The organism is Microcoleus sp. K4-B3, assembly GCF_036704615.1.
In the GTDB taxonomy this organism is placed as follows: domain Bacteria; phylum Cyanobacteriota; class Cyanobacteriia; order Cyanobacteriales; family Microcoleaceae; genus Microcoleus.
Genome location: NZ_JAUBSF010000068.1, coordinates 1 through 18,640, shown reverse-complemented (window position 1 = coordinate 18,640; position 18,640 = coordinate 1). Strand labels below are relative to the sequence as shown.

The window sequence follows — 18,640 nt, the reverse complement described above, 5'->3', positions numbered from 1 at the left end:
TCTGTAGATATAACCTGAAAAACCGCAACAAAAGTTATAAAATCAGCGACCCAAATCGTGCATGGCATTAATCTCGATCGCACATCTTTGAGTCAGTGCTTCCAACTCCTCCCGATCCGACGAACCGGGCGCTTCAATTAGCTTGCCAATTCGCACCGTCAGCGGCACCGGACGCGGAATTCCCGAACCTTTCGACGAAATGGCGTGAGTTCCCCACAAACTAACAGGCAACAGCGGCGCTTTTGCCTTAGCAGCTATCAGCGCAGCACCTAATTTCGGTTCAGTAATTCTGCCGTCTGGGGTGCGAGTTCCCTGCAAAAATACACCCGTCGCCCAGCCATTTTCTAAAGATTTGATAGCCGATCGAATTGCACTGCGATCGGCACTTTCCCGCTTCACTGGATAAGCACCGTAAAGCGTAATTGCCTGCTTCAAAATAGGAACTTTAAATAACTCTTCCTTCGCCATAAATGCGACCGGTCGCCTCATGCAATTAGACAAAATCGGCGGGTCAAAATCGCTGGCGTGATTGCTGACTACCACCAGCGGCCCTTGTGGCGGAACATTTTCAGCACCGTAGATGCGGCCGCGAAAGTAAAGGTGCAGCATCGGGCTGACAATTGACCACTTGAATAAATAGTAGAGAAGTAAACTTTCGACTGGTTCGCGACTTTTGCTCACAGAAAACCTGAGATTTTAAATTACACCGAATATTAGCCTATCAGTTCAGCAATGACAAAGGAATAGTATTTTGAGGTTTGTAGGGTGCACGCCTTACCCAGCCCAATAAGAAAGTCCGCCTGCGCGGACTTCAGTTGTGTAGATCCCGACAGAAGTCTGGCCAACTCCTGAATTTCGGACGTTTGCAAAGGTTCAATTTCCCGCCAGCATGGCTTTCTGTCCTTCCGAAGAAGTCGCGTAGCCCAAGAAATCCTTAACTGCTTGGCTAGGAGGATTTTTGTAAGCGTAGTACAACTGCCGCTTGTAAGGATAGTTACCAGCATCCGGCGTCGCACCGTTGACGGCAACAACGCGCACTGTTTTCTGATTGACTACTTGAGCGAAAGTCGCATAGCCAATACCGTTGTTGCCTAAGGCTTGCAGCAGGGGAGTTGTAGCATCTCGATCGAGCGTGGTAATATTTGGCGCAGTACCAAACTCGCTACCTCGGAGCACTTGTTCTTTAAACGTTTGGTGAGTGCCGCTAACTGCCGGTCTGTTAATTACTTTAATCGGGCCTGCCGGGCCGCCGACTTTCGACCAGTCTTGAGCATTTCCCTTGAAGATATCTTGAACTTGAGCGGAAGTTAAACCTCCTTTAAACGGGTTGTTAATGCCGACTACGAGGGCGATCGTATCTAGGGCCACAGGGACCGCTGCTAAACCCTGACCTTGTTCTTGAGCCGTCAAAGGTCGCGATACCGCTGCAATATCGGCTGTTCCCGCCACCAAATCCTGAATTCCCTTTGCAGAACCGTTCGCTTTGGTATCGACTGTCGTGCCGGAAAACTTGCCTTGAAAGCCGTTCTTGAGGTTCTGATTGATTGTCACCATGCTGGTAGAACCGTCAATTCTCACTGCCGTGCCCGCAGGTACGGAAGCTGGAAGCGCAAAAGAAGTGCCTGGAACAGGCGAAGCACCACCGACTACTGGCGCTACGGGAGGCATATTGGCTCCACTACCACCTAATGGTTTGGCACTGGGTGTATTATTAGCATCCTGTGTTGCTGGTTTGTTCAGAAAAAAGAACCAACCGCCACCGGCGAGTAACAGAAATAACAGGATAAAAACTATGGGGGGAGGCCCGCTCTTAGCCATAAAATTGTCCTTAGCTGGGAAGTTCTTTGTTGTTGGAGTCGTCTAACATTTGTAGCCTGCGATTAACTTCATCGTCTAAGGTCATATTTTCCAATTCTGCCTGAAGTCTTTCTTGGGGATTCTCAGATATTTCTGCTAAAGCTTGCTGTTTGAGGTTGCGGCCGTGGACGGCATTTTTGGCTTGCTCAAACTGCGATCGAGCTGAATCGATACTGAGGTCGTTGTTGACTCTGGATATGGCTCCGAGGGCTTCGTTAATCTCGGCCATATCTTTCATATTTTGCATATCGGTTTTGTAGGCTTCCAACTTCATCCGTTCTCGATTTAGCTTGTCTTTGGAAGCGTTGACGTACTGTTCGGCTTGTTTTACTTGGGCTTCTAACTGCGGCAGAATTTGTTCTGTCTGAATTACTTTCGACATTGCCAAGCGGGCTGCTTCTTCGTTGCCGTTGCGCTGGGCTGTGATGGCTTGGCGCTCTACGGTTTGCATTTCCCTAACTTTTTGTTCATATTTCGTTTTGGCGCGCTGGTAGGCTGCAACTTGGGTGGAGACTGCTGCTGCTAGCTTTTGCACTGATTCTTGCATCGATCGCAGCGACTCTTCCGCTACCGCCACCGACACCTGGCCGCCGGATTCCACGGGCAGTCCCCACATCCAATTCCAGGCACCTACTATGGTTCTGCCTGCTTTGTCGCCCATCAACCAGTAAAGGACTTTTTTCATATAAATACCAGATAAGCTTGGTTTTTACGCCTAGTTTACATCAGGATTTGTCGATCGCCCCGTCAATCGATTTTAGATTTTAGATTTTAGATTTTAGATTTGAAGCATTGACTCCACGGATAAATTCGGGGGGCAAGTTTCATCGGATACAGGTTTTTTATTTCTGCACGGATGAATCTGGGGGCTTGTATCCTGGATGCTTTCGGTCAGGTCGATCGATTTCTCGATTTTTGATTAATATTTTCTAACTGTCTGGATCGTCTATCCCCAAGTTGTACAACAGGCAATATTCCGATTTCCCTGTTTTGCTATTTATTTTTCGGCATTCTTCATGCCAATAAATTGTGAATTTTAGAGCCTGCCGTTTAATAACAGGCTAAAAATAGATTAAGCGGGCAAATCTGCAACACTACTAACATTTACCAGCGTTAAATCCGGACAAGTCCGTTTGATCAAACCTGTGAGAACTTTGCCGGGGCCAATTTCCACTACGCGATCGATTCCTTGTTGGGGCAATTGCAGGGAAATTTCTCGCCACCGCACGCCTTTAGTCATCTGCTGAGTCAACCGCTGCTTTAAAGTGGCTGCGCTGGTAGTGGCTGACGGTTCTGAGTTCGAGAGCACCAGCATTTTAGCATCGGAAAACCTTGCAGACTTTAAGGCTAGTTGAAACTCTGCCGCCACTGATGCCATCAGGGGAGAGTGAAACGCACCGGAAACATTCAATTTAACGGCGCGTTTGACTTTGATTTTGGCAAGCAAATCTTCTACTGCTGCGGGCGTTCCAGAAATCACGACTTGTGCTTCGCTGTTGTCATTTGCCAGCACTACGTCTCGGCTGTATTGAATTTGCAGTTCTAGTTCCTGCCTGTCGAACCCGATCAAAGCCACCATTTGCCCGCCGGAGGCAGTGTCCATGAGTTCGGCGCGGCGTTTGACTAAGCGCAATCCGGTTTCAAAGTCAAAGACGCCTGCTGCGTAGAGGGCAACGTATTCTCCTAAACTGTGACCGGCAACTACCGCTGGCCGATCGCTTTTTTCTCGCACTAAGTCGGCCAAAATACTTTCTACTACGAACAAGCAAGGCTGAGTGTAGAGAGTCCGAGATAGTTTTGCTTCTTCTTTTTGGCAAACTTCCGGGACAGACCAGCCTAAAATTTCTTTAGCGAGCTCAAATTTGGCTTTGGCTGTTGGCAAGTTTAATAAGTCTGCACCCATCCCGATCGCCTGGGAACCTTGTCCGGGAAATACCCATGCTGTTTTAGTCATTTTTCCGGTAATCTGCTAATTGGTGGTTGCTAATTGGTGATTGCAAAAATTCTTTGTTTCCCGCTTCTAAGTTCGCTCGCTGGTATCCGCTATCTTTCAGTTAACGAACTCTCTACTCGCGACTCACAATTATAACATAATAGTTGCGCTTTTTACGAGTTTTATATTTTTTTTGCTACTTGAATCAGATTAATAGCCGTAACAAAATTTTCTACCTTCAAGCCAGGGAAAGTCGATCGAAGAATAGAGGATTTTCAATCTCAGGGCGCGCTTGTCAAGAACTCCTGCCTCGAGACTGTACGGCTGCGCACCTTGCCCTATGTATGGCGTGTTCAAGGATTTGTATTTTGCAAGGGTCGAATTCCCGACAATAACCGGAGCAAGTTTAAAGTCGGCTGTCAAATATTACCTTCCCCATTGAAAAATCGCCGCCCCCCAAGTCAAACCTGCACCGAAACCAGCCGCAGCAATAGTATCGCCTGCTTTAACTTTACCCAGACGCACGGCTTCATCTAGGGCTAGGGGAATTGAAGCGGCTGAGGTATTGCCGTAATTTGCCAAATTGCTGATTACTTTTTCGGGGGGAATCTTTAGCCTTTGGGCAACTGCATCGAGAATCCGCTGATTAGCTTGGTGCAACAGCAGCCAATCAATTTCTGCGGCATTGATATTAGCCCGAAACATAGCTTTTTCTATGACTTCCGGCACTTTTCTCACGGCAAAGCGATAGATTTCTTGACCATTCATTGTGATGGGATGAAATCCGCCAATTCCGACGCTGACGCCCTCAATTAATTCTTTTGACTCGGCTTTGTAGGGCAAATTGAGAGACGAATTTTGCGTGCCGTCGCTGCGAATTTCAAATCCCAAAAAGCGATCGACTTCTGAAGCTTGCAATACCACCGCACCTGCACCGTCTCCAAATAGAATGCAAGTACCCCTATCCGACCAATTCACCCAGCGAGACAAAATATCTGCTCCGATCAGCAAAACATTTTGATAAACCCCTGTCCTAATAAACTGCGAGGCTGTAACTAAACCAAAAATAAAGCCCGAACAAGCTGCTGTCAAATCAAAAGCCACAGCTTTTGTGGCGCCCAACTGATATTGAATTTTACTGGCAGTGCCAAACAAATCGTCAGGACTTGAAGTCGCCAAAATAATCAAATCAATATCTGCCGGCGAAATTCCTGCCATGGCGATCGCCTGAAGCGATGCCTCCGACGCTAAATCGCACAAAGAAGTGCGATCGTCCGCCAGCCTGCGGGAGCGAATTCCCGTCCGCGCCCCAATCCACTCGTCAGAAGTTTCTACTATCTGACTCAAACCGTTATTATCAAGCGAAACCTGCGGTATACAAGAACCGCTACCCGTGACGGCAATGCCGAACCCTGATTGCTGCAACATTCCTCTCCATTTATGAGCGATATATCTAGAAATTAAAAATTAAAAACTACCAATTAAAATTATTTTTTAAACTGCTGACATTACTTTTTTTAAGCAAAACCGCTTGTTTAAGCTGACATTTTTAATTTGACATTTTTAATTTTTAATTCCTACTTACTGCCTCTAATTCACAGCTTCTTGTTCCAGAGCGCTTTGGTGATTGGACGATCGAATTCGCTCCAGCACTTGGTTGTCAATAGCCTCCTTCGCCAAACGAATGGCATTAAAAATCGAGGCAGCTTGAGACGAACCGTGGCTGATAATGCAAACTCCAGCAACGCCCAACAGCAAACCGCCGCCGTGTTCAACGTGGTCTACCCGCTGCTTGAACCCCTTGAGGCTTTCTTGCAGGAGGGGAGCGCTAATTTGATTTTTGAGTCCGGCCGCCAATTCTTCCTTAAGCACTTGCACCACGACTTCGCCCACCGCTTCGGCAAACTTCAACAACACGTTGCCGACAAACCCGTCGCAGACAATCACGTCGAAGTTCCCCGACAGCACGTCGCGGCCTTCGGCATTGCCCACAAAAGGAATGTTAGGGTTGTCCACCAATAACTGGTGGGTTCGCACGGCTGCGTCGTTGCCTTTAGAAGGTTCTTCGCCAATGTTGAGCAGGCCGATTTTAGGTTCGGCGACGCCCAGCACGCACTGGCTGTAAATAGTTCCCATAAGAGCGAACTGCTCCAAAAATTTGGGGCGGCAGTCCACATTAGCGCCGACATCGAGAATGAGTACAGAGCTGCCCGGTACCATTGTCGGCAAAACCGCACCGATCGCAGGGCGATCGATTCCGGGGAGCCTGCCCAACCTGAGCAGGGCTGCAGCCATTGCCGCGCCCGAGTGACCGGCGGACACCACAGCATCAGCTTGCTGCTGCTTTACCAAGTTCATCGCTACGTTAATCGAAGCTTTGGGCTTGCGTTTGAGGGCACTCAAAGGTTCTTCGTGCATTTCCACCGCTCCTTCAGAAGGAACGATTTCTAGCTGACCTGTAGAGACGCGGCCGATCGCGTCTTGTTGCCGGAGCGAGTCTTCTATTTGCTGCGGGTCGCCCACGAGCAAAATCTCTACGCCTAATTCTTCTTGTGCCTTAAGCGCTCCAGCTACAACTTCGGCGGGGGCGTGATCCCCACCCATAGCGTCTATTGCAATTCTTGCGCGTGTCGATCCCATTGACCAATGTTTGAGAAACACTAAAAATTCTACCAGGAAGTCAGGAGCGTGAATCCAGAAGTCTGAATAAAGAACTAAAATCCGCTCGCGCCCGATCGGACAATTCTGATTTCCGACTACTCTGATAGAGCTTGTTTTGTCACTACTTTACTATTTTTGCCTGCAAATTGAAAAAATCAATGCAATAGTTTACATGACTTTAGGAGTAAAAAATGCTGGATTTATTTAGCTCAGGGATGATGTCTCTGTGGCTGGACATGGCTGGGGTAGGCACTGCCGCGCCTAATGCTGCGTCAGTGCTGGCTTGGCGGGGAGGAATACCCGGGTTAGTGGTGGCCGAAGATTTGGCTTTTGGGGGAATAAGTGCGGCAAATCCAGACTTGCCCGCAGAAGCGACGGTGCGGGAATATTTAAAAGACTTAAAAGACAAGAACCTGATTGATGGGAATCAGGGAATTTGGGTGCAAGCGGGAATGGTGCCGCTGGTAAGTCAGCAGGGGACAGTGCTGATGCCTGGGGCTTCGCTGACTAAGATTGCGACTTCTCTGGCGTCGCTGGAGACTTGGGGCGCGGATTATCAGTTTGAAACGCGGTTCCGAGCAACCGGGCCGATTAGCAATGGTGTATTGCAGGGAGATTTGGTGGTCAGCGGCGGGGGCGATCCGCTGTTTGTGTGGGAGGAGGCGATCGCCGTGGGCAATGCTCTCAATCAAATGGGTATCGATCGGGTAGCGGGCAATTTGGTGGTGACAGGCAATTTTCGCATGAATTACCAGTCCGATCCTTTGGCTGCGGGGGAGATACTTCGGCAGGCCCTCGACGGTCGCAGTTGGCCTCAGGACGTGGTGGCAATGTATTCTAAGATGGCTCCGGGAACTAGAAAGCCGCAAGTAACGGTGGCCGGCAGCGTCATTGCTGAGAAATTTGTGACTTTGGGTCATTTGCTCCTGAAGCGCCGATCGCTCCCTTTAGCCGAAATTCTCAAGCAGATGAACGTCCACAGCGACAATGAAATGGCTCAGATGCTGGCCGACGATTTGGGTGGGGCCAAAATAGTGCAGCAGCAAGCGACTTGGGCTGCAGGGGTGCCGGAGGAGGAACTCCAATTAGTTAACGGTTCGGGATTGGGAGTGGAAAATCAGATGTCTCCGAGGGCGGCTTGTGGGATGATGCAGGCGATCGCGCGCAACCTTCAGACTACTGGGCTGACGATTGCTGACTTGTTTCCGGTGTCCGGGCGCGATAAAGGCACTGTAGAACACCGGCACATTCCGCGATCTGCTGTGGTGAAAACAGGTAGTTTGGACACCGTGATTGCTTTGGCTGGAGCCATACCCACGCGCGATCGGGGTTTAGTGTGGTTTGCAATTATTAATCGCGGCACTGATTGGGACTCTTTGAGAGAACAGCAAGATATATTTTTGCAAAAATTGGTGCAGCAGTGGGGAACTGCATTGACTTTGCCACTAGCAATTACACCGCACATTGACGGCGGCAGACCTGCCTTGGGGGCAGCAAATCGCAGCGATATTTTGCTGGGAGGTTAAGAAATAGGGGTTGAGTTGGGGTTCGCAGAAAGACGACCGACATAATAGCTTAGAATTGAAACAAGACTATTCTGCAAGAAGATGATCAAACTGCGATTGAAGAGATACGGGAAAAAACGCGAGACAAGCTACCGGATTGTAGCGATGAACAGTTCTACCCGCCGCGACGGCCGTCCCCTAGAAGAGCTCGGCTTTTACAACCCCAGAAATAACGAAACCAGGCTGGATGTTCCAGCGATTGTCAAGCGCCTGCAAGACGGCGCTCAGCCAACTGACACCGTGCGTGACATCCTCAGAAAAGCCCATGTATTTGAACAAGTCGGAGCCGGAGCCAACGTTGAATCCAGCACAGCAGCAGTCAGCTAGTCCCAACTACGCTGGACTGGTTAAGTTTTTAATTGGGCCTTTTTTAGAGACCCCAGGCTCTTTGCGGGTAGATTGCGAACTGCACCCGCGCCAATCGCGGGTCTGGGTTAGGCTCGCTTTTGAAGATCCCGACAAAGGCCGGGTTTACGGTAGGGGCGGACGCAATATTCAGGCAATTAGAACTACGCTCGAAGCGGTGGCGCAGACGGCGGGTCAGTCGCTCTACTTAGATATATACGATGGCGAAGCGGGCGATCGTGGCTCCTCGCCGCCCAGGGGCGATCGCGAGCGCCCGGATCGCGACCGTCCGGATCGCGGCTCGCGCGAGCCGCGAGGCGACTTCCGACCCCGGACGCCGCCTCCGTCGCCGAGTCCCTTAGCTAGCAGAACTCCGAGAGAACAACCTCGCCGTACTAACACACCTACGTTTAGAACCAGCAGAAATACTCCCGGTTATTAACTGCAGAGCCAAAAAACAATTTTAGATTTTAGATTGCCTGTTGTAGACTTTGTATTACAAGCCCCGCTTGATTTGAGATTGCCGGTTTTGCGATCGGACACAAATGTAAAATTTTAAATCTCAAATGTCAGCGGGATGAGGTAAATCTAAAATCTAAAATCTAAAATCTAAAATCTAAAATCTAAAGTTGCCTGACTTGATTGAAAGGAGATTTGATTTGTATCTCAAGCACCAAACTCATTTGGCAGCTAAATCTAAAAGACGCCTTAGATACTAGGTTTTACCTAGTAATGGGCGTTTTTTTGTTTGCAAAAAGGGACTGATTTAACTGTTAGTTGTGAAGTTTTAATTGCTTATTTGGAGGGAGCTTATGTTGGCATGATTGAAAAATTAACAATAGAGTTGCCGAGCACTCAAAGCGCGATGTCGCTCTCGGGCCATCAAGAAGAAAACCTAAAAATTATCTCTAAGCAAACCGGCGCTAACCTGGTAATGCGAGGTCAAGAACTGCTGATTTCCGGCACGAAAAGTCAAGTAGAATTGTGTCATAAATTAGTGCGATCGCTCTCCGACTATTGGAAATCAGGCAAAAATATTACCGGAGTTGAAATCCAGACGGCGCGCCAAGCTTTGGATACCAACCGCCAAGGCGATTTGCAAGACTTGCAGCGAGACGTTCTTGCCAAAACACGCCGAGGCGAAGAAATTAGAGCCAAAACCTTCAAGCAGCGGCAGTACGTCCAAGCAGTACGCACCCATGACCTGACATTTTGCATCGGCCCTGCCGGTACTGGCAAGACATTTTTAGCAGCTATTTTCGCCATCCAAGCTTTGTTAAGCAAACAGTACGAACGGCTCATATTAACCAGGCCGGCTGTAGAAGCAGGCGAAAAACTAGGGTTTTTGCCGGGAGATTTGCAGCAAAAAGTCGATCCATATTTGCGCCCGCTTTACGACGCCCTGCAAGAAATGATCGACCCTGAAAAAATGGCCGATTTAATGGAAAGAGGCTTGATCGAAGTAGCTCCCTTAGCTTATATGCGGGGGCGCACTCTCAGCAATGCTTTCGTAATTTTGGACGAAGCTCAAAATACGACACCGGCTCAAATGAAAATGGTGTTGACTCGTCTGGGGTTTCGATCGAGAATGGTAGTGACCGGCGATATCACTCAAACAGATTTGCCACCAAACCAACAGTCGGGATTGTCAGTTGCCCAAAACATTCTGCGCAACGTTGAGGGCATTGCTTTTTGCGAATTTTCTCAGGCGGATGTGGTGAGACACCCGCTAGTGCAGCGGATTGTCGCTGCTTACGAACTACATGAAAAATAGTCAGTAGTCATTGGATTAGTTGTTAGTTGTTGTTGTTTCTAATTCTCAATGCCCAATGCCCAATGCCCAATGCCCAATGCCCAATTACCAATTACCAAATTATGCCTAACCTGAAAGAATTCTTAGAAGCTTGCGAAAATTTGGGAACACTGCGTTTAATCGTAACTAGCAGCGCGGCTGTGCTCGAAGTGCGCGGTTCAATTCACAAGCTGTTTTATGCGGAATTGCCGAAGGGTAAATATGCAAATATGCACGCCGAAATATTTGAGTTTCACCTAAATATGGACAAAATAAAACAGGTTAAGTTCGAGACTGGCGAAGCGAAAAGAGGCAATTTTACTACTTATGCGATCCGTTTTCTGGACGAACAAAATGATGCTGCTTTGAGCGCATTTTTGCAGTGGGGAAAGCCGGGGGAATACGAACCGGGACAGGTGGAAAACTGGCACGAATTGAAGGATAAATACGGGGAGGTTTGGGAACCGCAACCTGTTGATGAGATTTGAAGCTATTTTTTTTTCAGAAGATTGTAGCAAAATTATCAAAACATCTGGACATTCAAGTAAATGATTACTCTACTCCTAAATGTAAAGCTTGATAACAACGTTCAATAATTCTGTAAAATTGGTAGTTAAATGTCTTAAAAACAGAAACAAGCAAATGAAATCAATCGCTCAAACATTTCCAGTTGTTAACAGCCATAATGAATGGGATTTACTAAAAGAAGTAATAGTAGGTCGTATATAAGGCGCTTCTGTACCTGCAAGCGAACCTTGTCTTGATGTTGATGTTCCTCCCCAATATCAAGACTTTTTCAACAAATATGCAGGTAAACCTTTTCCAGAAGAGTTAGTTCAAGCAGCAGCTAAAGAACTTGAAGAATTTTGCCATATCTTGGAAGCCGAAGGAGTTAAAGTAAAACGTCCCGATGTAATCGATTTCTCACAACCTTATAAAACCCCAGACTTTGAAGCATCCGGTCTTTATGCAGCTATGCCCCGCGATATCTTGATTGTCATCGGCAATGAGATTTTTGAAGCACCGATGGCATGGCGATCGCGCTTCTTTGAATATCGTGCCTATCGATCGCTGATGAAAGAGTATCTCAAGCAAGGTGCCAAGTGGACAACTGCCCCCAAACCTCTGATGTCCAATGAACTTTATGATTTTGAGTTTGCTGCTAAATCCCCCGAAGAGAGAGAAGAATTAGTTCAAAAAGGACGTTACGTTACCACAGAATTTGAACCTTGCTTTGATGCAGCAGATATCGTGCGGTTTGGGCGGGATATATTTGTGCAGCGCAGTCATGTTACTAATGAAATGGGAATTACATGGCTAAGAAACCATTTGGGCGAAGAGTACAGAGTACACACAATAAAGTTCAAGGATTTTAACCCGATGCACATTGATGCTTCTCTGGTTCCCTTGAAACCTGGAATCGCCTTAATTAATCCTATCCGCCCGCCCTACAACCCAGAATTTTTTAAGAAGGCAGGGTGGGATTTAGTTGAAACTGCTTTACCGACAACTCCTGACTATTGGGAGTTGCCCATTGCCAGTAAGTGGGTGAGTATGAATCTTCTGATGTTAGACACAGAGCGTGTTATCGTTGAACGGCAAGAAGAACCTACTCAGAAACTTTTGCACGATTTAGGTTTTAAAGTCATTCCCGTTGATTTTCGCCACGTTTATAGCTTTGGAGGGTCATTTCACTGTACGACTTGCGATGTTCAACGAGATAGTAAGCTGGAAAAATACGGTTTTTCCGAGCTCGCTCATTGATGTTAAGTAATCAAATGCAAAATCAGTAAAGCTTCTGCATTTTTTATTGTGTACTTGTGATATAATTTTTAAATTATATTGATAAATATGGCTTTGATAAAAGAAACTAGCGATCGCACGAAAGGTATTTTAGTAGTTAAGCTGTTCTGCATCTAAAACGCATATTGTATGGTATAATATGACAATTTTTATAAAAAGTCAATGCCTACTAAAAACTTCCTCAGTTCCGAGACAAAGGAAACTCTGCAACAAGCATTAAAAGACCATGAGCATCCAGACATTCGACAAAGAGCGTTAATATTTTTATTACTAAACAACGGAAATACACAAGCTCAAACTGCTGAACAAATTGGATGTTCTCTCAGAAAAGTTGCCTATTGGAGCGTTCATGGCGATCCTGAAAATTTAGACAGTTTTAAAGATAATAGGATGAAGGGTAATTACCGAAAAGCTACAGAAAAATACATTAATTTACTTTGAGAAACAGTTGAAGTAGACCCTGAAAAATATGGTTATGAGTTCGGAAGATGGACAACAGCTAGACTTGCAATATATCTAGGAGAGCAGACGGGAATTGAGCTGAGTAGTACCCAAGTAAGGAGAATTTTAAAATCAAAAAAGTATGTTTACCTTTGGGCTAAATACAGCTTAGAGTCTAAGCAAAATGCCGTAGAAAGGGGTTTATTTAAAGATAAATTAGCTGAATATCTAAAAGCAGAAAAAGAATCTCCAGACCTTTTACAGGTATGGTTTTGGGACGAAAGTGGATTTAGTTTAAGAGTAATTAGAAGGAAGAACTGGTGTAAAAAGGGGACTCGAAGTAACAAAAAAGGAGAGCGACGAAAAGGTCGTATTAATGTTATGGGTGGAGTGAGATACTCAGACAAAAAAAGATGGGTAGATTTTATTCCCTCTGGAAATTCTGCTAATTTTTACGCAGTGCTGAAAAATTTTCATGAAGATTTAAAAGGAGAGTGGATATTGCAAGGGAATTTAGCGTCAGACTTTAAAGATAAAGGCTGTAAGTTTGTGATAATTTTGGACAACGCTAGTTTTCATAAAAAAGCAGAGACTTTGCAGAAAATAGCGTCAGAAATGCCCAATCTAATCTACCGAGTTTTTGCCCAAATATAGCCCTGACTATAACCTAGTTGAATTAGTATGGCATTCTGCCAAGGAATATGTTGCTAATAGATTATTTGAATCCATTGAAAAACTAGAATCACTGTTACATAAACTGTTAAATGAAGGAGGACTAATTATGAAATGGCACCGAAAGATAAAAAATAAAGGTAACTTAGTTAATGCAGTTTAGATGTCTAACAGCTTATTACTGTTGCTATGATTCTGGGTTCAACTTCTTCGGTGGTCAAAGAGGCTCTCGTGAACCTAAATCCTGAAACTCAGTTAGCTTTCCGCTTTACACTTGCTGCAATAATTTTCCTTCCATTTATTGGTAAACTTAATCTTTGTCTAGTTAGAGAAGGAGCAATACTTGGGCTTTTATTATTCGGAGTTTTTGTCTCTTCTACCATTGGGCTTGAAACTATTTCAGCTCATCAGGCATCATTTATTTTTGGATTAAATGTCGTTTTTGTAACCCTATTTGAACTCGTGTTTCGTAAGAGTTTTAAGATAGAGGTGTTGTTGGCAGCAATATTGGCATTTAGTGGGATTGGCATTATGTCTTGGGAAGGTGGGGAAGCCCTAAGCGGTAGTTTATGGTTATTCGGCTCTGCGATCGCTGACTCAGCATATATCCTCCTACGCGAACAAATTGCCGAGCGTCACTCATCTTTGGCACTTACAGGTATCCAAATCTTGGTTGTAGCTGCATTGAGCTTACTATGGGCGGCTCCTGAGATTTTGGGGAATATAGAAGCAATTGAAATGAATCTAGGATTGCTTGGTTATCTTGGTATAGTAGGCAGTGCTCTTGTGACTTTACTGATGACGACAGCACAGCGTTGGGTTTCAGCTCAAGAAGTAGCTGTGCTTTTGTCATTAGAGCCTGTTTTCGGATCAATTTTTGCATTTTGGTTGTTAGGAGAAACTTTTGGCATCTTTAGTTTTGTTGGTGCAGCGATGGTGCTAGCGGGAATATTTTTGATGCTCGTCGATCCAGTCTTAGTGAAACCTGAGTTAGATCTCAAGGAGAAGCCGGAAATTTAATCAGAGTAAAGTTAAAGACTGAAAATGCAAATTACTAACAGAACAACAAGGAGTTGGAGTGGTCATTGCTGGATCTACAGAACTATCAATAGCCTTCGATCGCATTCAACAATTGCCATTTGTTTGTGTCGCTTCACTAGAGATAGTTGCTGCAATTACTCTAGACATCGCATTTGGTTCTCGCCAATTTAATGATGCTAGCGCCAGAAATTATTCTTAGGCGCTAACAACAAAGGTATTTGCCAGAGTGCACAGTTGTCCATCAATACACAAGCAGCAAACTAATTGAACCTACCTCCATGCAAAAAATGAAAATCTGGGTGAACTAGCAACTACTTATACCCATGCAACCAGCAAACCGCACTGGGTAGGGACGATCGTACTTGTGACTGCGATCCCCCCAAACCAGTCGAGAAAATCGGAAAGTTCCTGCTTGCGATCTTCGACATTATCTGCAAGGATCAGAATTTGTTTGCCGCTACAGCGTTCAATAATCGCGCGAACGTCGTCTTTATAAGGCCGCTTCGCGTGATCTACAAACACCAAATCCGGCAGCGGAATCTCTTTCGGAATTTGCCTAATTGCCTCTTCAGAAGGACAAATCCACTGCCGAATCTGGCTATCTATTCCTGCTTGTTGAAAGTGTTCCCCGGCTTGCTCTGCCACAGATTTATCGAACTCGACGGTGTGGATGATAGCCTGAGGATCTCCAAGTGCGAGGTAGCAGGTAGAGAGACCATATCCAGTACCAAGTTCAAGGATCGTTTTTGGTCGTACAGCAGCAACAACAGCTTGCAGAATTGGGCCGGTATCTTGACGAATCGGATTTCGCCAAGCACTTTCGCCGTACTGTTCGCCACCGAGGACGCCGATTTTTTCAATGACTGCTAAAACTTGTTGGTTCATATGTAAGAGTGGGTGCGATCGTCCTATGTGAGTTAAACAGGACGATCGCACAGACTCTATTTGTAGGGTGGGAACTGCCCACCAAAACTCTACAGGTGGTGTAAAAAATCAGTCTGTGCGATCGTCCTATGTGAGTTAAAAAGAGAAGGTGGTTCTGATTGCTCCGACAACAACATCGGCGTTGCGATCGTCATGGTTGGGGGCGGTCAACCAGAAGATACCAGGAGTAATCGTGATATTGTCGGTGAGTTGATGGGTATAAAAGGCTTCAATGTGAAATCCCAGGTCGCGATCCTTGCGCTGTCCGGCAGGTAAACCGATCGCTTGAGCGATCGCCCCATTGCTCGTACCAGTCAACCGAGGTTGCACCCCAAAAACAATACCAGCTAAGTTGCCTTCTTTGCCCAAGTCATAAAAAGCCAAAGAAAAACGATAGTCCACCACATTAGCATCTCCCTTCGTACCCTTGCCCAAGGCACGAGCATTAATCAAACCGACAGAACCGCTTAACCCCAAAGTCCGGGAGACTCGATAAGAGATTCCAGGAAGATAGGCGTTGGCGACAACTGCTCCTGCTCCTTGAATTTGGGCAGCGTTACTGCCGCTGAACGTATCAACCCCAAATTGAGGAGAGTATAAGTGGACATAATTTAAAGAAATATCGAGCGGGCCGAAATCGAAGACCGTTCGTACAGAACCACTGTAGCCGGCTTTGGAGAAACCTACAGTCGGGTCGTTAGTCCGGAATTCGCTGCCGGCGGCGAAATCGAAGTTCAACCACGGAGTTGCTTTCCACTGTACGCCAATCCCTGTCTGCTGAATGGCAGGGTACAGAATCGGGTTGATTGCACCAAAGTACGATAGAGCTCCTGTAGTCGGACTGGCAAATGGACTCAGGGGTGCTGAAAGTAGCCGATTGCTAGAAAAGGCATTTAAAGAAACCAGCAGTTTGTCACCCACCGGGAAGCGGTATCCCAATCCGATCAAATTCAAACTTCCATTTCCTGATATGTCGGATGGCAGGAAACGACTTTCATCAGTCGGGCCGCTGAGACGACCTTGCGGAAATTCGGTAGCTGTGTTAAGTGGCCTTAAATTTATGGCTTCCAGAACGACGAACAAGCTGTCTTGACCCGTGAAGCTGCTATTCAAGTTGAGTTGGAGTCGATAGCCCAATGTAGTGTTATTTGCTTCGCTAGCATTTTTGCCAAAAGCATCTCCCAGATAAGTCAACACCTGACCGGTCAGCTTTGTGGTTGTGGAGAATTGGTTGGCTTCGAGTTCTGCGGTGCGAGCTTCCAGGGTATCTACGCGCCCGCGCAGGGTTGCCAATTCCGCTGCAAATTCTTCTTGCAGCCGTTGGACGGCAAGCAAGTCTTCTTTGGTAGCTAAGTTTGTCGTCCCAGCGGTAATTACCTCCCTCACTTTATCCAAGCAGGCGTTTAAACCTGCGGCAAATTCGTAGCGGGTCATTGCCCGGTTGCCGCGGTAGGTGCCGTCGGGATAGCCTGCGATACAACCGTACCGTTCGACTAGAGATTGCAATGCTTGAAATGCCCAATCTGTTGGCTTCACGTCGGATAGCTGAGAGACTGAGGTCACTTGGTCCATCGACGATGTGTTGTCTTCTGAGAATTCCGGGTTGAGGGTATTTTGCAAGTCAGGCTCAACAGAGGTATCCCGATCGACAAGCGATGATTCGGGGTTGAGAGTTTTTTCCCTGGCTGGCTCAATTGAGGTATCTTCTTGTGGCAGTTCTGCTGTTAGCCCTGAGACAGGAATCACTTGTTGGGTCCAGGTGCTCTCTGGCGATGGATCGGAAACTCGGGAATTTTCCTTTGTTGGCTCTGACCCTGTTTCCTGATTTGGACTGATCTGTTGACTGAAATCTGCCGCTTTGTGCGTTGCTATTTCAGTGTTAGTAGGGGTTGGAAGCAGGCCGTTCGGGGAGTTCTCGCTCACCTTTTCACTGCTAACTGGCGTTGCTATTTCAGTGTTAGTAGGGGTTGGAAGCAGGCCGTTCGGGGAGTTCTCACTCACCTTTTCACCGCTAACTGGCGTTGCTATTTCAGTGTTAGTAGGGGTTGGAAGCAGGCCGTTCGGGGAGTTCTCGCTCACCTTTTCACCGCTAACTACTGATTCTGGCAGTGGATCTGCTTCGACATTGATTATTTGGGGATCGGTTTCTTCGCTGTTGGTTGGTGAAGCTGTTGGTTCTTCCGTAATTGGGGAATCGACTGCCTGGGCGACCGCCAACGGCATCAGTCCACTGCCTAAAACAGTTAGCGTAACTACTAAAGTTTTGCCAAAAAGTGTATTCATAGTATATTGATCCTCACATCCTAGTTGGTAACATATCACAACTTGCGTACTCACTCACTTTTTTTTTATTGTTTGCTGTGAGCCAGCAATTTCCAAGTTTTATTGGTTGCGTTTGATGGTAGCTTGTTACAATAAATTATTTGAGGTAGGCGAACATAAAAACTGAGTCCGGCTTTTAGCGGATTGTTAGGAACGTAGCGTTACAATAGCTTTACACGTCGTTCGAGAACAGAAGACATAAAGCAGAGGCAGAAAAAGTGAGCCCGTGAGATGCAGCGTGGTATGAGAGCAATTTGGGGTTTTTGTTGGGTTTTGGCGTTACTTCTGTGGTGCGGTGGTGCCAGTGCGGGAGTTTTGAGCGATCGCATATCCAGTTTTCCCAATTGGGAAGGCAAGCCTCCTATCGCTGTAGCTAAGGGGGATTTGGTTTATCCAGATTGGATGGCTGGCACTTGGAATGTTGCGAGCACTTTGGTGGATTTAGCCGCGCCTTTAGCACCAAATATTGTCACGCCCGGCTTTGAAGGCAACCGCCGCTATTTGCAGCAGCCGGTATTGTTTAAAGTGCGGTTTCAACCCGAAAAAAATATTGGTTTTATTTATAATAATACATCTAAAAAAGCTACAAAAATTGTAGCAGAGCGCACTTTTAATGGTTTAAACATTGCCAAGGCTTATTTAGGCGATGGTGGCGTACTTTCGGTGAAAGTCGATCCGAACAATCCCAACCGCCAAATTACTGTTTTGAAAGGGGAACGCCAACTAATTTCAATTGTTACCAGTCGGGGAACTGAGACGCCGAATCCTCGCGAGTTTGTATCGACAGAGATTTCTCAGCAGGTGTTTCGGGGAGAGTCTGATATTTATTTAAATGAGGTGGAAACCACAACGGCTTATCGAGTTGTTGGAGGCGGGGAAAAAAGCGGTTCTGCGAGTAAAAGAATTGAAGCCGATCAGGTAACAGCGATTTATTTGTCGCCTCAAGACCCGGATTATTTTGCTGCTGGGGGACATCCTGTGGCTTTGTACCGATATCGGTTGGAGTTGGTGCCGGCATAATTAAGTTGTCATCTCGATCGACCTAGCAAGGATCGACTTTTTTCGCCCCTGTCTCTGTTTTCATCAGCTTTCCTGATAACCCCCATCAGTTAAACTGTCGCTCAACCCCTTTACAAACATTAACAAAACCGTTAATAATAGAAACATCATCCGAACATTGACAACCAAATACAGCAATCATAAAACCATGACAACAACCTTACAGCAGCGCGAAAGCGCCAACCTGTGGGACCAGTTTTGCAACTGGGTCACCAGCACCGAAAA

The 18,640-nt window shown here is 46.4% G+C and carries 17 protein-coding genes and 1 pseudogene; 10 read left to right on the top strand and 8 right to left on the bottom strand.

Going from position 1 to position 18,640, the window contains the following annotated elements; genetic code table 11:
- Positions 1-42 precede the first annotated feature (42 nt).
- From QUA78_RS23415 to plsX, 6 genes are all read right to left on the bottom strand, one after another.
- Positions 43-681, bottom strand: a complete 639-nt coding sequence (locus tag QUA78_RS23415; protein WP_333303522.1) for a lysophospholipid acyltransferase family protein — start codon at positions 679-681, stop codon at positions 43-45.
- 192 nt (positions 682-873) lie between these two features.
- Entirely contained in the window at positions 874-1,818 is a 945-nt protein-coding gene (locus QUA78_RS23410; RefSeq protein WP_333303523.1) for a phosphate ABC transporter substrate-binding protein, read from the bottom strand.
- Positions 1,819-1,828: 10 nt separating this feature from the next.
- On the bottom strand, positions 1,829-2,542 hold the full coding sequence (locus tag QUA78_RS23405) for a PspA/IM30 family protein (RefSeq protein ID WP_333303524.1): 714 nt from the start codon (positions 2,540-2,542) through the stop codon (positions 1,829-1,831).
- 387 nt (positions 2,543-2,929) lie between these two features.
- Positions 2,930-3,811 carry an ACP S-malonyltransferase gene (gene fabD, locus QUA78_RS23400; protein ID WP_333399044.1) on the bottom strand — a complete coding sequence of 294 codons (882 nt, stop codon included), beginning with the start codon at positions 3,809-3,811 and terminating at the stop codon, positions 2,930-2,932.
- 405 nt (positions 3,812-4,216) lie between these two features.
- Positions 4,217-5,218 (bottom strand): beta-ketoacyl-ACP synthase III, encoded by a 1,002-nt coding sequence (locus QUA78_RS23395; RefSeq protein ID WP_333304812.1) that lies wholly within the window; start codon positions 5,216-5,218, stop codon positions 4,217-4,219.
- Positions 5,219-5,380: 162 nt separating this feature from the next.
- A complete protein-coding gene (plsX, locus tag QUA78_RS23390) occupies positions 5,381-6,430 on the bottom strand; it encodes a phosphate acyltransferase PlsX (protein ID WP_333304814.1) in 1,050 nt (349 codons plus the stop codon).
- A 212-nt stretch (positions 6,431-6,642) separates the two neighbouring features.
- Here plsX and QUA78_RS23385 point away from each other — a divergent pair, with 212 nt between their 5' ends.
- The 9 genes and pseudogenes from QUA78_RS23385 (at position 6,643) to QUA78_RS23345 (ending at position 14,309) form a co-directional block, all read left to right on the top strand.
- Positions 6,643-7,977: a D-alanyl-D-alanine carboxypeptidase gene (locus QUA78_RS23385; RefSeq protein WP_333304816.1), complete on the top strand. Its 1,335-nt coding sequence runs from the start codon at positions 6,643-6,645 to the stop codon at positions 7,975-7,977.
- Between the two features lie 81 nt (positions 7,978-8,058).
- Positions 8,059-8,343, top strand: coding sequence for a 30S ribosomal protein S16 (rpsP, locus tag QUA78_RS23380; RefSeq protein WP_333304817.1), 285 nt, complete (start codon positions 8,059-8,061; stop codon positions 8,341-8,343).
- Complete coding sequence (locus QUA78_RS23375) at positions 8,315-8,803, top strand: KH domain-containing protein (RefSeq protein WP_333304819.1); 489 nt, start codon at positions 8,315-8,317, stop codon at positions 8,801-8,803. Before rpsP ends, QUA78_RS23375 begins: the two co-directional genes overlap by 29 nt.
- Before the next feature lie 378 nt (positions 8,804-9,181).
- Positions 9,182-10,135 carry a PhoH family protein gene (locus QUA78_RS23370; RefSeq protein WP_333304835.1) on the top strand — a complete coding sequence of 318 codons (954 nt, stop codon included), beginning with the start codon at positions 9,182-9,184 and terminating at the stop codon, positions 10,133-10,135.
- 62 nt (positions 10,136-10,197) lie between these two features.
- Positions 10,198-10,641: a ChuX/HutX family heme-like substrate-binding protein gene (locus QUA78_RS23365; RefSeq protein WP_333304821.1), complete on the top strand. Its 444-nt coding sequence runs from the start codon at positions 10,198-10,200 to the stop codon at positions 10,639-10,641.
- Between the two features lie 388 nt (positions 10,642-11,029).
- A complete protein-coding gene (locus tag QUA78_RS23360) occupies positions 11,030-11,917 on the top strand; it encodes a NarL family transcriptional regulator (protein WP_333304823.1) in 888 nt (295 codons plus the stop codon).
- Positions 11,918-12,118: 201 nt separating this feature from the next.
- A pseudogene (locus QUA78_RS23355) lies at positions 12,119-13,232 on the top strand (IS630 family transposase).
- 14 nt (positions 13,233-13,246) lie between these two features.
- Positions 13,247-14,089 carry a DMT family transporter gene (locus QUA78_RS23350; protein ID WP_445302395.1) on the top strand — a complete coding sequence of 281 codons (843 nt, stop codon included), beginning with the start codon at positions 13,247-13,249 and terminating at the stop codon, positions 14,087-14,089.
- A gap of 58 nt (positions 14,090-14,147) precedes the next feature.
- Entirely contained in the window at positions 14,148-14,309 is a 162-nt protein-coding gene (locus QUA78_RS23345) for a hypothetical protein (RefSeq protein WP_333304826.1), read from the top strand.
- Positions 14,310-14,425: 116 nt separating this feature from the next.
- Here the strand turns inward: QUA78_RS23345 and QUA78_RS23340 are convergent, their stop codons facing one another.
- A complete protein-coding gene (locus tag QUA78_RS23340; RefSeq protein ID WP_333304827.1) occupies positions 14,426-14,995 on the bottom strand; it encodes a class I SAM-dependent methyltransferase in 570 nt (189 codons plus the stop codon).
- A gap of 135 nt (positions 14,996-15,130) precedes the next feature.
- On the bottom strand, positions 15,131-17,317 hold the full coding sequence (locus tag QUA78_RS23335) for an iron uptake porin (RefSeq protein ID WP_333399043.1): 2,187 nt from the start codon (positions 17,315-17,317) through the stop codon (positions 15,131-15,133).
- A 282-nt stretch (positions 17,318-17,599) separates the two neighbouring features.
- On the opposite strand from QUA78_RS23335, the gene QUA78_RS23330 reads away from it, so the two are divergent.
- Positions 17,600-18,376, top strand: coding sequence for a DUF6816 family protein (locus QUA78_RS23330; RefSeq protein WP_333304833.1), 777 nt, complete (start codon positions 17,600-17,602; stop codon positions 18,374-18,376).
- Positions 18,377-18,640: the final 264 nt, after the last annotated feature.

Bases quoted from the DNA above. Each gene is read 5' to 3' on its own strand.
- rpsP (WP_333304817.1), top strand. From the start codon at position 8,059: ATGATCAAACTGCGATTGAAGAGATACGGGAAAAAACGCGAGACAAGC.
- fabD (WP_333399044.1), bottom strand. From the start codon at position 3,811: ATGACTAAAACAGCATGGGTATTTCCCGGACAAGGTTCCCAGGCGATC.
- QUA78_RS23370 (WP_333304835.1), top strand. From the start codon at position 9,182: ATGATTGAAAAATTAACAATAGAGTTGCCGAGCACTCAAAGCGCGATG.
- QUA78_RS23330 (WP_333304833.1), top strand. From the start codon at position 17,600: ATGAGAGCAATTTGGGGTTTTTGTTGGGTTTTGGCGTTACTTCTGTGG.
- QUA78_RS23405 (WP_333303524.1), bottom strand. From the start codon at position 2,542: ATGAAAAAAGTCCTTTACTGGTTGATGGGCGACAAAGCAGGCAGAACC.
- QUA78_RS23385 (WP_333304816.1), top strand. From the start codon at position 6,643: ATGCTGGATTTATTTAGCTCAGGGATGATGTCTCTGTGGCTGGACATG.
- QUA78_RS23335 (WP_333399043.1), bottom strand. From the start codon at position 17,317: ATGAATACACTTTTTGGCAAAACTTTAGTAGTTACGCTAACTGTTTTA.
- QUA78_RS23410 (WP_333303523.1), bottom strand. From the start codon at position 1,818: ATGGCTAAGAGCGGGCCTCCCCCCATAGTTTTTATCCTGTTATTTCTG.
- QUA78_RS23365 (WP_333304821.1), top strand. From the start codon at position 10,198: ATGCCCAATGCCCAATGCCCAATTACCAATTACCAAATTATGCCTAAC.
- plsX (WP_333304814.1), bottom strand. From the start codon at position 6,430: ATGGGATCGACACGCGCAAGAATTGCAATAGACGCTATGGGTGGGGAT.
- QUA78_RS23395 (WP_333304812.1), bottom strand. From the start codon at position 5,218: ATGTTGCAGCAATCAGGGTTCGGCATTGCCGTCACGGGTAGCGGTTCT.
- QUA78_RS23340 (WP_333304827.1), bottom strand. From the start codon at position 14,995: ATGAACCAACAAGTTTTAGCAGTCATTGAAAAAATCGGCGTCCTCGGT.